Annotated in this window: 9 protein-coding genes, 1 tRNA gene and 1 other RNA gene; 8 read left to right on the top strand and 3 right to left on the bottom strand. The window is 62.9% G+C overall.

The window, feature by feature from the left end; genetic code table 11:
- Window positions 1-50: 50 nt before the first annotated feature.
- Window positions 51-944, top strand: coding sequence for a DnaJ C-terminal domain-containing protein (locus GEOBRER4_RS01050; RefSeq protein ID WP_085814277.1), 894 nt, complete (start codon window positions 51-53; stop codon window positions 942-944).
- Window positions 945-1,020: 76 nt separating this feature from the next.
- On the opposite strand, the gene GEOBRER4_RS01045 is transcribed toward GEOBRER4_RS01050, so the two are convergent.
- The 3 genes from GEOBRER4_RS01045 to mfd are packed head-to-tail and all read right to left on the bottom strand — an operon-like array spanning window position 1,021 to window position 6,563.
- Entirely contained in the window at window positions 1,021-2,025 is a 1,005-nt protein-coding gene (locus GEOBRER4_RS01045; RefSeq protein ID WP_226377854.1) for a peptidylprolyl isomerase, read from the bottom strand.
- Between the two features lie 37 nt (window positions 2,026-2,062).
- A complete protein-coding gene (locus tag GEOBRER4_RS01040; protein WP_185243859.1) occupies window positions 2,063-3,031 on the bottom strand; it encodes a peptidylprolyl isomerase in 969 nt (322 codons plus the stop codon).
- A gap of 58 nt (window positions 3,032-3,089) precedes the next feature.
- The gene (mfd, locus tag GEOBRER4_RS01035) at window positions 3,090-6,563 is read right to left on the bottom strand and encodes a transcription-repair coupling factor (protein WP_185243858.1); all 3,474 of its coding nucleotides are present in this window, start codon (window positions 6,561-6,563) and stop codon (window positions 3,090-3,092) included.
- Between the two features lie 224 nt (window positions 6,564-6,787).
- On the opposite strand from mfd, the gene GEOBRER4_RS01030 reads away from it, so the two are divergent.
- The 7 genes from GEOBRER4_RS01030 to nifJ all read left to right on the top strand — a co-directional run bounded on the left by GEOBRER4_RS01030 (window position 6,788) and on the right by nifJ (window position 14,076).
- Window positions 6,788-7,132 (top strand): hypothetical protein, encoded by a 345-nt coding sequence (locus GEOBRER4_RS01030; protein WP_185243857.1) that lies wholly within the window; start codon window positions 6,788-6,790, stop codon window positions 7,130-7,132.
- A gap of 120 nt (window positions 7,133-7,252) precedes the next feature.
- Window positions 7,253-7,343 (top strand) — tRNA-Ser (locus GEOBRER4_RS01025).
- 31 nt (window positions 7,344-7,374) lie between these two features.
- An RNA gene (gene ffs / locus GEOBRER4_RS01020) (signal recognition particle sRNA small type) lies at window positions 7,375-7,473 on the top strand.
- Window positions 7,474-7,562: 89 nt separating this feature from the next.
- Window positions 7,563-9,290, top strand: coding sequence for a DNA polymerase III subunit gamma/tau (gene dnaX, locus GEOBRER4_RS01015; protein WP_185243856.1), 1,728 nt, complete (start codon window positions 7,563-7,565; stop codon window positions 9,288-9,290).
- A 49-nt stretch (window positions 9,291-9,339) separates the two neighbouring features.
- Entirely contained in the window at window positions 9,340-9,654 is a 315-nt protein-coding gene (locus tag GEOBRER4_RS01010; protein ID WP_085814283.1) for a YbaB/EbfC family nucleoid-associated protein, read from the top strand.
- A gap of 142 nt (window positions 9,655-9,796) precedes the next feature.
- The gene (gene recR / locus GEOBRER4_RS01005; RefSeq protein ID WP_085814284.1) at window positions 9,797-10,390 is read left to right on the top strand and encodes a recombination mediator RecR; all 594 of its coding nucleotides are present in this window, start codon (window positions 9,797-9,799) and stop codon (window positions 10,388-10,390) included.
- A 134-nt stretch (window positions 10,391-10,524) separates the two neighbouring features.
- A complete protein-coding gene (gene nifJ / locus GEOBRER4_RS01000) occupies window positions 10,525-14,076 on the top strand; it encodes a pyruvate:ferredoxin (flavodoxin) oxidoreductase (protein WP_185243855.1) in 3,552 nt (1,183 codons plus the stop codon).
- Window positions 14,077-14,102 lie beyond the last annotated feature (26 nt).

The following is a 14,102-nucleotide window of genomic DNA, read 5'->3' as shown; positions in this document are numbered from 1 at the left end:
TATTACATTCTGGGCAGCTTATCCCATAGCAGCTGGAGAGGACATCGACCATGGCACAAACGGATTACTACGAGGTTCTCGGTGTTAAGAAAGGGGCCTCCATCGACGAAATAAAGCGGGCCTACCGCAAGCTCGCCGTGAAATACCACCCGGACAAGAACCCGGGGGACAAGCAGGCGGAGGAGCGCTTCAAGGAGATAAACGAGGCGTACGCGGTCCTTTCTGACCCGAAGAAGAAGGAGCAGTTCGACCAGTTCGGCTCTACGAACTTCCACCAGAAGTTCTCGCAGGAGGACATCTTCAGGGGTTTCAACGTCGACGACATGTTCCGCGACCAGGGGTTCGGCACCGACGACATCTTTTCCCGGATCTTCGGCGACGCACTAAGGCGCCAGCGCGGCGGAGGTCACGGCCGGATGGCTGCGAAGGGCGAGGACTTCTCCATGGAGGTCCAGGTCACCTTCCGCGATGCCTACGACGGCGCGGAGAAAAGGGTCGCCTTCATGCGCGACGGCGTGCGCGAGGAGCTGTCGGTGAAGATCCCGGCAGGAATCGAGAGCGGCGCCAAGCTCCGGGTCGCCGGGCGCGGCGCGGCTGGGCGCATGGGGGGAAGCCCCGGGGACCTCTACCTCACCGTCAACGTCGGGCAGGACCCGCTCTTTACCCGCGAGGGGGCCGACCTCGTGCTGAACCACGAGGTGAGGTTCTCGCAGGCGGTGCTAGGCGGGCAGATCGAAGTCCCCACCATGTCCGGAACCAAGCGGATCAAGATACCCGCAGGGATACAGTCCGGCACCAAGGTGAGGCTCAAGGGACTCGGGTTCCCGCTGGTCGGGGAACAGGCACGCGGCGACATGTATGTCAGGATCGCCGTCCATGTCCCGGAAAAGCTGAGCCACCGCCAGCGGGAGCTGGTGGAGCAGCTGGCGGCAGAGGGGTTGTAACTGCAGCAGCGATAAAAAAGCCCCTACCGGAACCCGGTGGGGGCTTTTTCTGTTTGATCTGGCGCTAACAGAAACTTCAGCGCAGCTCGATGGCGGCGCCGGCACGCAGCTCCTTCACCCACTGGGCGAAGCGCTCGTCCGATTTCTTCTTGTACAGGACGTCCTCGATGGCGTCCTTGACCTCCTCGAAGGGACGTCCGGCTTCCTGCTTTTTCTGCTCCAGCTTGATGATGTGCAGCCCCGCTGGGCTCTGCACCACGGCGCTCACCTCGCCAGGCTTCAGCGCGGCCACGGTGTCCCCGATCTCCGGCAGCATGTCGGTTCTCTTGAAGGTCCCCAGATCGCCGCCGTCCTTGGCTGCTGCCGGGTCGTCGGAGTACTTCTTGGCAAGCGCCGCAAAATCCTCGCCGGCACGCGCCTTGGCCAACACCTCGGCGGCGCGCGCCTGGGCCTTTGCCAACTCCTCGGCGCCACCCTTCTTGTCCACCTTTAAGAAGATGTGGCGGGCGCTGTAAAGCTCGCTCCCCCCGTAGCTTGCGAGGTTCGCCTGGTAGTAGTCGCGCATCTCCCGCTCGCCCACCTGGACCTTCGAGCGAACCTCCTGACTCATGAGTCTCAGGCGCTCCAGTTGCTCCTTCAGCTGGCCGCGGTACTGGGCAAAGGTCATCCCCTGTGCGGCGAGCGCCTGCTCCAGGTTCTCCTGGGTCAGGTTGTTCTGCTTCTTCACGTCCTCAATGGCAAGCCGCACTTCCTCGTCCGTGACCTTGATGTCCAGCTCGCGTATCTTCTGCTCGATCAGCTTTTTCTCCACAAGGCGGTTCAAAGCCGCTCCCCGCAGTCCGCTCTTGTCTGAGACCGGGGCCTTGTCCGCCTCCTTCTGGAGCTGGAGGTACTCCTTGTCCAGTTCCTGGGTGGTGATGATCTCGTCGTTCACGATGGCGGCGATGCCGCTCACCGGTTTGGCGGTGGCTGGATAAGGGTGCAGCGCCAGAAGCGCCAGCGCGGTGATGCCGATCAATATCTTGGACATGGTGCTCTCTCTATTTCTTTGCTGCCGGTTAGTAAAAACGGCCGGGCTCACGCCCGGCCGCCGTTGATGCTGCCTGATCCCGCAGACGCTAGGGCGCCTTGGGTTGTGCCGGCTGTGCCGGCTGTGCCGGTTGCGCGGGCTCCGCGCCGGAAGCGGCGCCTGCTTCCTTGCCCGCTTCAGCCGGGGCACCCTTCAGCTCCTTCAGGGCGTCTTCCTTGATGGAGAGCTTCGCGTCCTTCTTGAGATCGTCCTTGAGCTTCTTGAAGGTCTCCTGCTGCCGCTCGGGGACCATGGCCGCCTTGATCTGGTCCTTGACCTCCTCGAAGGAGCGGGCACCAGCCGGACGCTCGCCGGTCTTCTTGATGATGTGGTAGCCGAACTGGGTCTTGACGATGCCGGAGGTCTCACCCTGTTTCAGGCCGAAAGCCACCTTCTCGAAATCGGGGATCATGGAGCCTTTGCCGAACCACCCCAGATCGCCACCTTTCTGCGCTGCGCCGTCGATGGAGTGCTTCTTGGCCAGCTCCTCGAAGCCCGCGCCGTTCTTCAACTGGTTCTGGATGTCTTTTGCCTCTGCCTCGCTCTTAACCAGGATATGGCTCGCCCTGATCTGTGCGCCGCTTTGGAACTTGTCCTTGTTCTTTTCGTAGAACGCCTTCATGTCGGCGTCGCTGATGTTGGAGGACTCCTCGACCTTCTTCTTTAGGTACGCCTCGACGATCACGCGTTTTTTCAGGTCTTCCAGCTTCGCCGCCACTTCGGGGCTGTTGTCGATGCCGTCTTTTTTAGCCTGCTGCAGGATCAGCTCGCGCACCACCATGGTGTCCAGCATCTCCTTTTTCCCTTCCGGGGTCTCGGTCATCGGCTTGAGGTAGGGGGGAAGAGCGGCCTGCTCCTTGTAGAAGTCGTTATCGGTGATGTTGGCACCGTTGACCTCGGCCAGAACGATACCCTTACCCGGTCCCTTCTTCGCTTCGCTTTCTGCCTTCTGCTTGCATCCGGTCACAGCTACGCAAAGCGCGAGTAACAGCACTGCGGCGGTCTTGGTGAAATGCACGGTTCGCTCCTTTTTTAAAAAAATGTAAGTATCTTCCAATCCGCAGAACGCTAGCATATCAGCCTAGGCAATTCAAGAGTTTTCTGGCCTCGGCGAGGACCTCGTCGAAGGAGCTGTCGGCGATGCGGGCGTAGAGACGGAAATCCGGCGTAAAGCGGTATTTCCCCTTCTCTTTCCTGAGCAAAGCCATGATGGCGTCCGGGGAAACGGGGGTCCGCTCGTGGAAGGAAAGCACCAGCTCGCTTCCGGCGAGTTCGATCTCCTTCACCAGGAGCCGCCTCAGCGTCACCCTCAGGCGCATCACCTCCAAAAGGTAGAGCGCGGCCATGGGGAGCTGACCGAAGCGGTCGGCTAACTCCGCCCTGATATCGTCTATCTCCGCCTCGTCGCTTGGCTGGGTCAGTTTCTTGTAGATCATCAGGCGCTGGTTCGGGTCCCTTACGTAATCCTCCGGTATGAAGGCCGGGATCTTCAGCTTGATCTCCGGCTCGACCCGCTCCGGCAGGGCCTCTCCCTTGAGGGTGCGCACCGCCTCGTCCAGGAGTTCCGTGTAGAGCTCGAACCCCACCGCCGCGATGTCCCCGCTCTGCCGCGCCCCCAGAAGGTCGCCGGCGCCGCGGATCTCCAGGTCGTGGGTGGCTATCCTGAACCCGGCGCCGAGCTCGGTCAGCTCCTGCAGGATCTTCAACCGCTCCCGGGCCTCCGGCGAGATCGACCCCTCTCCGGGGATGAGGAGATAGGCGTAGGCGCGGCTTTTGGAGCGCCCCACCCTGCCGCGCAGCTGGTAGAGCTGGGAGAGCCCGAAGGTGTCGGCCCTGTTCACGATCAGGGTGTTGGCGGTCGGGATGTCGAGGCCGCTTTCGATGATGGTGGTGCAAAGAAGCAGGTTGGTCTCGCCGTGCATGAAGGAGAGCATCACCTGCTCCAGCTCCTTCTCGGCCATCTGCCCGTGCCCCACCGCGATCTTCGCCTCGGGGACGATGCGTTTGAGTTCCTCGGCCATGGCACCGATGGTCTGCACCCGGTTGTGGACGAAGAAGACCTGCCCGCCGCGCCTGAGTTCCCTCAGCACCGCCTCCCGGATCAGCTCGTCCGAGGAGCGGGAGACGAAGGTCTTGATGGCGAGCCGGTCCACCGGAGGCGTATCGATGATGGAGAGGTCGCGGATCCCCATGAGCGACATGTACAGGGTGCGCGGAATCGGGGTCGCGGTGAGGGTGAGGATGTCGACCACGGCGCGGAACTGCTTGAGCCTTTCCTTGTGGGCCACGCCGAAGCGCTGCTCCTCGTCGACGATCAAAAGCCCCAGGTCCTTGAAGACCACGTCCTTTTGCAACAGCCTGTGGGTGCCGATGATGATGTCGACCTCCCCCTTCTTCACCCCTTCCAGGATCTGCTTTTGCTGCTGGGCGGTCCTGAAGCGGGAGAGCATCCCCACCCGGACCGGGTAATCCTTGAGTCTCGCCGCGAAGCTCTCGGCGTGCTGCTGGGCAAGGACCGTGGTGGGGACCAGGATCGCCACCTGCTTTCCGTCCAGGGTGCATTTGAAGGCGGCGCGCATGGCGACCTCGGTCTTGCCGTAGCCCACGTCGCCGCAGACCAGCCGGTCCATGGGGCGCGGGCTTTCCATGTCCGCTATCACCTGGTCTATGGCCGCTGCCTGGTCCGGTGTCTCCTCGAAGGCGAAGGAGGCCTCGAAGGCGCGGTACAGGTCGTCGGCGGGGGAGAACTTGAATCCCTGCTGCACCTCGCGCGCGGCGTGGATCTTCAAAAGCTCCGCCGCCATCTCCTGAACCTCGGCCCTCGCCTTCGCCTTGGCCTTTTCCCAGCCGGCCGCGCCGAGACGGTCGAGCCTCGGCTCGATCCCCTCTGCGCCCACGTAGCGCTGCACCAGGTTGATGCGGTCCACCGGGAGGTAGAGCTTGTCGCCGCCGGCGTACTCAAGGAGGAGGAAGTCACCCTCCAGCCCGGTGAGGCTCAAGTGCTCGAGCCCACGGTAGATGGCCACCCCGAAGTCGACGTGCACCATGTGGTCGCCCGGCTTCAGCTCGGCAAGCGAGGTGAGGAGCTGCTTTTTCTTCGCCTCGGAGAGTCCGCGCCGCTTCACCCTCTTGCCGAAGATCTCCTCCTCGGCGACCACCACCAGCCGCTCTTCCTCGAGCCGGAAACCGCGGGAGATCTCGCCGGTCAGGATCTCGACCCGGCCCGGGGGACGTCCCGCCGCGTCGGCGAAGCAGTCCTGGGTGGAATCGAGCGGAAGCCGGTAGTGCGAGAGGAGCTCGTAGAGCCTTCTGGCCTGCCCGGCCTGGTGGCACGGGACGAGGACGCGGTTTCCCGCCGCGATCCAGGTGACCATCTTCTCGGTCAGGGGGGCCAGGACCCGGTCACCCTCGGGGCTCACCCCGAGCTTCAGGTCGCTGTTGGCCGAGCATCTAAGCCGGAGCGTATCCCCCCCTTCGCCTGCCAGCTCCAGGCGGGGGAATTCCAGGAGGCGCCCGGCGCTCAGCATGCCGTCCAGCTCTGCGGGGGCAAGGTAGAGCTCGGCGGGGTCGCAGGTGATGGCGTCACGCAGCTCGGCGCGGGCAGCCGCCTTGGTCAGATCCACCTCGAAGCGCTCGCCCGCTTCGGCGATGGCCGCAGGGTCTACGAGGACGCAGGTGGCGCCGGGGCCGGCGTAATCGAAGAGCGTCTCGAGCCCCGGGTGAAAGAGCGGCTGCAGGAAGTCCACGCCGGGCGGGTAGATGGCCTGCTGCAGCTGCTCCAAAAGCTCGCGACGCCGGTCGGCCCCGATCCCCAAGTGATCGCAGCGCCGCTTGAGCCTAGGCGTCAGTTCCTTCAGCACCCCCTCCGACAGGATCACCTCGCGCGAGGGAAGGAGCACCAGTTCGGGAAGCGGCTCCAGGGAGCGCTGGGTGACCGGATCGAAAAGGCGCATGGTCTCAACCAGATCGCCGAAGAACTCGATGCGCACCGGCTTCTCCTGGTCCGGCGGGAAGATGTCCAGTATCCCCCCCCGCACCGAAAAGCTGCCGCGGTCTTCGACGATCGGGACGTGCGAGTAGCCGAGCTTCACCAGTTTCTCGACCAGGGTCTCGCGCTCCAGTTCCTCCCCCGCCACCAGGTACTGGCAGACCCCGCCCAGCGTCTCGCGCGGGAGCACCCGTTGCAGCGCAGCGGCAAGCGGTGCCACGACGGCCCGCGCGCCTCCGTCCATAAGCCGCACCAGTGCCTTGAGGCGTTCCCCCACCAGGTCCGGGTGCGGGCTCGCCGCCTCGAAGGGGGTCACGTCCCAGCAGGGGAAGGAAAGGATCGTCCCGTGGCTGCAGCTGAAAAAGCGCAGCTCCCGGGCGAGTTCGTCCGCGCTGTCCTGGTCCGCGGTCAGCACCAGAAGCGGTGGACCGGACTCGGTGACGAGCCGCGACAACAGGTAGGCGGGGGCGGAGCCGTCCACCCCCGTGACGCTGATCCGGCTTTTTTCGGGGGCGAGCTTTTCCTTGATGGTCTTAAGGTAACCGGGTTCGGGTATGGTCATCGGTAGAGACAGAGCCTTTCTCGGATGGTGGGGTGGCACCGGTTGAGCATAGCAAAAACGGGGCCGATTATCCAGAAAATGGGTGGACAACTTTTGCTTCGCGCAACAAATAAAAATAAAGAAAAAACTGAGAAGGCCGAATAGTCTCCTAAGTAAGGAAACCGCCGTGAACGACCTTTCAGGGGAGAACCCCGGTGCTTACAGCCTCACACATAGGTGAACCGATGAAACAAGAAGACATACTGCACTCCGACGTGATCAACTACTTCACCGGTGAGTTTGCCGCACTAGAAGAACGCCTGAAGGCGGGCCGTCTGGAGGACTACCGGGAGCGCGTGCTGGTGAGCCGCAAGATCGCCGAAGCGCTGCATCTGCTCGCACCCTACGTTCGCAGCGACCCCAGGGCCAGGCACCTGGTTAAAAGCGCCGACAGGCTCAAGAAGGATCTGCTGTCGGTCAAATCGATCATCGAAAAGCAGTTGCTGCAGCAAAAGGACCAGCAGTCGCTGTTGCAGGCCATAACCGCCAAGCGCAAAGGGGTGCGCCAGCCAGACGAGGCGGCCGGCTGAACTCTCCCATCGTCGCCGGGCGCGGCCTGCGAGAAAGCCGCCCCGGCAACTCATTTCATCCCCGTGAAGAAAACGCTTTACAATTACCGCGTCGTATATTATATATCTCCATCTTGTCGTGGAGAGATGTCCGAGTGGTTGAAGGAGCACGCCTGGAAAGCGTGTGTACGTTAATAGCGTACCGAGGGTTCGAATCCCTCTCTCTCCGCCATACTTATTAATTCCTTGCGGATAGACCTGATAGCTGGGTCCCGCGCAACGGAAGGTTATGAACCCCGTCAGGTCCGGAAGGAAGCAGCGGCAGTAACCGCCACCGTGTGCCGCGGGGTAGCCCAGCTATCAGCTCTTTCCGCAATCCCCCAGCCTCCCCCGCCCCACGCGAACCGTTAAGCAAACACCATGAATTACGACGCCATAGAGGTAAGCCCCCTTGTCCTATCTCGTACTCGCTAGAAAATGGCGCCCCCAGACCTTCAGCGATCTGGTCGGCCAGGAGCATGTCAGTCAGACCCTGAAAAACGCCATCGACGGGGGGAGGGTCGCGCACGCCTTCCTGTTTAGCGGGGCCCGCGGCGTGGGCAAGACCAGTTCCGCGCGCATCCTCGCCAAGGCGCTCAACTGCGAGAGCGGCCTCACCGTGGAACCGTGCAACACCTGCTCCACCTGCCTGGAGATCACCGAGGGGAACTCGGTCGACGTCTTCGAGATCGACGGCGCCTCCAACACCGGCGTGGACGACATCAGGGAGCTGCGCGACAACATCAAGTACCTCCCCTCGCGCTCCCGCTACAAGATCTTCATCATCGACGAAGTCCACATGCTCACCACCAACGCCTTCAACGCGCTGTTGAAGACGCTTGAGGAGCCCCCCCCGCACGTAAAGTTCATTTTCGCCACCACTGAACCGCACAAGGTCCCCATCACCATCCTATCGCGCTGCCAGCGCTTCGACTTCAAGAGGATCGCGCTGCCGCGCATCGTCTCCAGGCTGCGCTATATCGTCGACCAGGAAGGGGTGCAGGTCTCCGACGAGGCGCTGGCGGTCGTCGCCAGGAAAGGGGACGGGAGCATGCGCGACTCGCTCTCCACCCTGGACCAGGTGCTCGCCTTCTGCGGCAACCAGGTGGCAGACGCCGACGTCGCCGCGCTTTTGGGCGTGGTCGACCGCCGTCTGATCATGGACGGCTGCCGCGCCGTGCTCTCAAAGGAGGTGCGCCAAGCGCTGCAGATCGTGGCGCAGGTGGATTCCTTCGGTTACAGCATGCGCCAGTTCTGCCGCGAGCTGATCTACCTGTTCCGCAACATCGCCATCATCAAGGCGGTCGGGGAACCAGGTGAGCTTTTGGAACTTTCCGAGGCCGAGCTTGGCGAGTTGCGCGAGCTCTCCGGCACCGCCTCGGGTAACGATCTCCAGCGCCACCTGACCCTGCTCCTGAAGGCTGAGGCGGAGATGGCGCACGCGAGCTTCCCGCGCCTGGTGCTGGAAATGGCCCTGATGAAGATGGCGACCCTGGCGCCTGCGATCGCCGTACAGGAGCTCCTGTCCAGGCTGGACGCGCTGGAGTCGGGAGACCCCGCCCCGCGCCCGCCCCACCGGGAAAGCGCCCCCTCCCGCCCAGCATCCCCCCCGCACCAGGCGCCCCCCGCAGCGCGGGATCCACAGCCCCAGCGTCCTGCCGCCGCTCCCGTTGCTTCGGCTCCCCCGCCCACGCCTGCAGCGCCGGTTGCAGCCGGAGACGGCATCGACCTCTGGAGCAGCTTCGTGCAGTTCGTCAAGGGGAAAAGACCGATGCTGGGGACCGAACTGGAACAGGTCCACCCGGTCAAGGTTTCCCGGGAGCTGCTGGAGATCGGTTGCCTGAACGGAACCTACGAACTGAAGCGGATGCAGGACCCGGAGCGGGTGACCGAACTGAAGGAGCTTGCCAAGGTCCACTTCGGCCAGGCCCCGGCGGTCAAGATTACGGTGCTGAGCGAAGTGCCGAAGGACGCACCGCCGAGCCTGTCGGAAAAAAAAAGCCTTGAAGATGCCGAGCGCCAGGCAACCCTGAGACGCGAGGCGGAGGAACACCCGCTGGTGGCGGCGGCGGTGGCGCTGTTCGACGGGGAGATCGCTGAAGTGAGGGAAATTTCCGACAAGAAAGTCATACAATCATAACAATGTTCCGCGGTACGCTGAGATCAATAAAAGGAAATCGGAGGATAAGATGTCGAAAGGTTTAGCGCAGATCATGAAACAGGCTCAGATGATGCAGCAGAAGATGGGAAAGCTGCAGGAAGAAGCGGCGTCCAAGACCGCGGAAGTAACCACCGGCGGCGGCGCCGTCACCGTCGTGGTGAACGGCAAGAACCAGGTCCTCTCCCTGGTGATCAAGAAGGAAGCCGTGGATCCTGAAGATGTCGAAATGCTTCAGGACTTGGTGATGACCGCCATCAACGAGGCCCTCAAGAAGGTGCACGCCGCGATGGGCGAGGAGATGAGCAAGATCACCGGCGGGCTCAGCATCCCCGGCCTTTTCTAGAGGCCCCGCTTACGGCATCCGGACAGGCAGAAAGTGGAGGGTGCACGCCGCAAGGTGTGCACCCTTTAATTATCCTTCTCTAGGTTTAAATTTTTTTTCGTCAAATTAACCAGTAAAAACTTGTTTTATCCGCGGTGGGAATATGCTACATTTTTCGGGCTCCCTGACCAGGCTGGTGGGGGAGCTGAAGAAATTGCCCGGGGTGGGCGAGAAGAGCGCGCTGAGGCTGGCATTTCATTTACTGAAATACCCCAGCAATATCGAGGCGTTGGCGCAGAGCCTCTTGCAGGTGGGCGAGCGGGTGCATCTATGCTCCGTCTGTTTTGCCATCACCGAGGACGATCCCTGCTGGATCTGTTCCGGCGAGCGCGACAGCGGCACCATCTGCGTGGTTGAGGAGCCGCAGGACCTTCTGGCACTGGAAAGAAGCCGCGCCTTCGGCGGCCGCTACCACGTGCTGCAGGGGGCCCTTTCACCTTTAAACGGCGTTACGCCCAAGGACCTGCGTATCGCCGAGCTGATGCAGCGGTTGGAAGGTGGGGAGGTGCGCGAGGTGCTGATCGCCACCAATTTCACCGTCGAGGGGGAAGCCACGGCGCTCTACCTCACCAGGCTGATTAAACCGCTGTCTATCAAGGTCACCAGGCTCGCGCACGGCATACCGGTGGGGAGCGACCTCGAATACGTCGATGCTGCCACTGTACAGCGCGCAGTCGAGGGGCGCTCGGAGCTGTAAGGAACAAAAACATCGTTTGCAACACCGGGGATGAGCTGCCGCTGCTGCACCCCGTGCTCGGTCTTCAGTCACGGTTTCAAGGTTCCGAAAGCGTTTATCCAAGTCCAGTAATCTTCACCTACAGGAGGAAATCAATGTCCCGCAGAATGGTAACGATTGACGGCAACACTGCTGCAGCGCACGTGGCGCACGCCACCAACGAGGTGATTGCGATCTACCCGATCACCCCTTCTTCCGTGATGGGAGAGATCTCCGACGAGAAGAGCGCCCGGGGCGAGAAGAACATCTGGGGAACGGTTCCCTCCGTCTCCGAGCTCCAGTCCGAGGGGGGCGCATCCGGCGCCGTCCACGGTGCACTTCAGGCAGGCGCGCTGACCACCACCTTCACCGCCAGCCAGGGCCTTTTGCTGATGATCCCGAACATGTTCAAGATCGCCGGCGAGCTCACCTCCACCGTGTTCCATATCTCCGCCCGCGCCATCTCGGCCGCAGCACTCAACATCTTCGGCGACCACTCCGACGTCATGGCCGCCCGCGCCACCGGCTGGGGGATGCTCTGCTCCAACAACGTGCAGGAGGTTATGGACTTCGCCCTGATCTCCCAGGCCGCCACGCTGCGCGCCCGCGTTCCGTTCATGCACTTCTTCGACGGCTTCAGGACCTCGCACGAGGTGCAGAAGGTCGAGGAGCTTAGCTTCGACGACATGCGTGCGATGATCGACGACGACCTGGTTCAGGCGCACCGCCTGCGCGCCCTCACCCCGGACCGCCCGGTGATGCGCGGCACCGCGCAGAACCCCGACGTCTACTTCCAGGGGCGCGAGACCGTCAACGCCTACTACCCCGCCGCGCTGAAGATCGTGCAGGAGGAGATGGACAAGTTCGCCAAGGTCACCGGCCGCAAGTACTCGGTCGCCGAGTATGTCGGCGCGCCCGACGCCGAGCGGGTCATCATCGTCATGGGTAGCGCCGCGGACACCGTGCAGGAGACCATCGAGACCCTCGCCGCCAAGGGCGAGAAGGTGGGCCTTGTCAAGGTGCGCCTGTTCAGGCCGTTCCCGGTGGACGCCGTTGCTGCCTGCCTGCCGGCCTCGGTCAAGAAGATCGCCGTCCTCGACCGCACCAAGGAGCCGGGCTCCCTGGGCGAGCCGCTCTACTTGGACGTGAGAACCGCCATCGGCGAGGCCATGGCCGACGGCAAGACCTCCTTCAAGAACTACCCGATCATCGTCGGCGGCCGCTTCGGCCTGGGCTCCAAGGAGTTCACCCCCGGCATGGCCAAAGGGGTCTTCGACAACCTGAAAGCGGACAAACCGAAGAACCATTTCGTCATCGGCATCAAAGAGGACGTGACCAACTCCTCGCTCGACTTCGACAAGAGCTTCGTGAACCCCTCTGCCGGGACTTACGCGGCGATGTTCTACGGCCTGGGCTCCGACGGCACCGTCGGCGCCAACAAAAACTCCATCAAGATCATCGGCGAGAAAACCGACAACAACGTCCAAGCCTACTTCGTCTACGACTCCAAGAAGGCCGGATCCGTCACCACCTCGCACCTTCGTTTCGGCAAGGGGGCCATCCGCTCCCCGTATCTGATCGACCAGGCCGACTTCATCGCCTGCCACAACTTCTCCTTCCTGGAGAAGTACGACATGCTCACCAACGCCAAGCAGGGGGGCACCTTCCTCCTCTGCTCCCCGTTCGACAAGGAGCAGGTCTGGGATTCCATGCCGGTCGAAGTACAGCAGCAGATCATCGACAAGAAGCTCAAGTTCTACGTGATCAACGCCATCGCGCTGGGCGAGAAGCTGGGCCTGGGCGCCAGGATCAACGTGATCATGCAGACCGCCTTCTTCAAGATCTCCAACATCATGCCGCTTGACACCGCGCTCGACGCCATCAAGGACGCCATCAAGAAGAGCTACGGCAAGTCCGGCGACAAGGTCGTCGACATGAACAACAAGGCGGTCGACGCGGCCCTTGAGAACATCTTCGAGGTGACCGTCCCGGCCAAGGCTACCAGCGCCCTCAGGAAGCCCCCGGTCGTCGGCGCCCATGCCCCGAAATTCGTCCAGGAAGTCACCGCACAGCTCATCGCCGGCTACGGCGACGACGTTCCGGTCTCCATGATCCCGGCCGACGGCACCTTCCCGACCGGCACCTCGCAGTACGAGAAGCGCAACATCGCCGTCGACATCCCGGTGTGGGAGGAGTCGCTCTGCATCCAGTGCGGCATCTGCTCCTTCGTCTGCCCGCACGCCTCCATCAGGATGAAGGTCTACGACGCCGACAAGCTCTCCGGCGCCCCGGCAACCTTCAAGTCGGCCGACGCGCGCGGCAACGAGTTCAAGGGGATGAAGTGCACCGTACAGGTCGCTCCCGAAGACTGCACCGGCTGCGCTGCCTGCGTCGCGAACTGCCCCGCAAAATCCAAGGAAGACCCCAACAAGAAGGCGATCAACATGCAGTTCCAGGCGCCGCTCAGGGCTTCTGAGGCTGCCAACTACGACTTCTTCCTGGCTATGCCCGAGACCGATCCCAAGCTGGTGAAGCTCGATACCCTGAAGGGAAGCCAGCTGGCACGTCCGCTCTTCGAGTACTCCGGCGCCTGCGCCGGTTGCGGCGAGACCCCGTACCTGAAGCTCATGTCGCAGCTCTTCGGCGACCGCGCCATGATCGCCAACGCCACCGGCTGCACCTCCATCTACGGCGGCAACCTGCCGACCACCCCGTGGGCCAAGAACGCCGACGGCCGCGGTCCGGCCTGGTCCAACTCCCTGTTCGAGGACAACGCCGAGTTCGGCTTCGGCATGAGGCTTGCCGTCGACAAGTTCAACCAGGCAGCAACCGAGCTCCTGGATGTGGTCTCGCTCCCGGCAGAGCTCGTCGCCGAGATCAAGGGCGCCGACCAGCAGACCCAGGCGGGCGTCGAGGCACAGCGCGCACGCGTTGCCAAGCTGAAGGACCTCCTGGCAGCGTCCAAGGACGCCGCGGCCAAGAAGCTCCTCTCCATCGCCGACTACCTGGTGAAGAAGTCGGTCTGGATCGTGGGCGGCGACGGCTGGGCCTATGACATCGGTTACGGCGGCCTGGACCACGTCATCGCCTCCGGCAAGAACGTGAACCTCCTGGTCCTCGACACCGAGGTCTACTCCAACACCGGCGGCCAGGCCTCCAAGTCCACCCCGATGGGCGCCGTGGCGCAGTTCGCAGCCGGCGGCAAGCCGCAGGCGAAAAAGGACCTCGCCATGATCGCCATGGCCTACGGCAACGTCTACGTCGCCAAGGTCTCCCTCTCCAACCCGGCCCAGGTGGTCAAGGCGTTCATCGAGGCGGAAGCGTACAACGGGCCGTCCCTCATCCTCGCCTACAGCCACTGCATCGCCCACGGCATCGACATGGCGACGGCCGTCGAGACCCAGAAGCGCGCGGTAGCCTCCGGCCACTGGCCGCTGGTCCGCTACAACCCGGACCTCGCCGAGCAGGGCAAGAACCCGCTCCAGCTCGACAGCAAAGCTCCCAGCATATCGCTCGAAGAGTACGCCTACGGCGAGAACCGCTACCGCGTGCTGAAAAAGAGCAACCCGGAGGCGGCCGCTACCCTCATGGCCCGCTCCTCCGAGCTCACCGCGCGCCGCTTCGACCTCTACAAGCGGATGGCGGAAATGGATTTCGAGAATAAATAATTGCGACAAAACCGCTTGACACCGGT

The sequence above is a fragment of the Citrifermentans bremense genome, assembly GCF_014218275.1.
In the GTDB taxonomy this organism is placed as follows: Bacteria; Desulfobacterota; Desulfuromonadia; order Geobacterales; family Geobacteraceae; genus Geomonas; species Geomonas pelophila.
This window is presented reverse-complemented; position numbering and strand designations above follow the sequence as displayed.

Coding starts and splice junctions, on each gene's coding strand:
- GEOBRER4_RS01050 (WP_085814277.1), top strand. CDS start 51: ATGGCACAAACGGATTACTACGAGGTTCTCGGTGTTAAGAAAGGGGCC.
- recR (WP_085814284.1), top strand. CDS start 9,797: ATGCTACATTTTTCGGGCTCCCTGACCAGGCTGGTGGGGGAGCTGAAG.
- nifJ (WP_185243855.1), top strand. CDS start 10,525: ATGTCCCGCAGAATGGTAACGATTGACGGCAACACTGCTGCAGCGCAC.
- mfd (WP_185243858.1), bottom strand. CDS start 6,563: ATGACCATACCCGAACCCGGTTACCTTAAGACCATCAAGGAAAAGCTC.
- GEOBRER4_RS01030 (WP_185243857.1), top strand. CDS start 6,788: ATGAAACAAGAAGACATACTGCACTCCGACGTGATCAACTACTTCACC.
- GEOBRER4_RS01010 (WP_085814283.1), top strand. CDS start 9,340: ATGTCGAAAGGTTTAGCGCAGATCATGAAACAGGCTCAGATGATGCAG.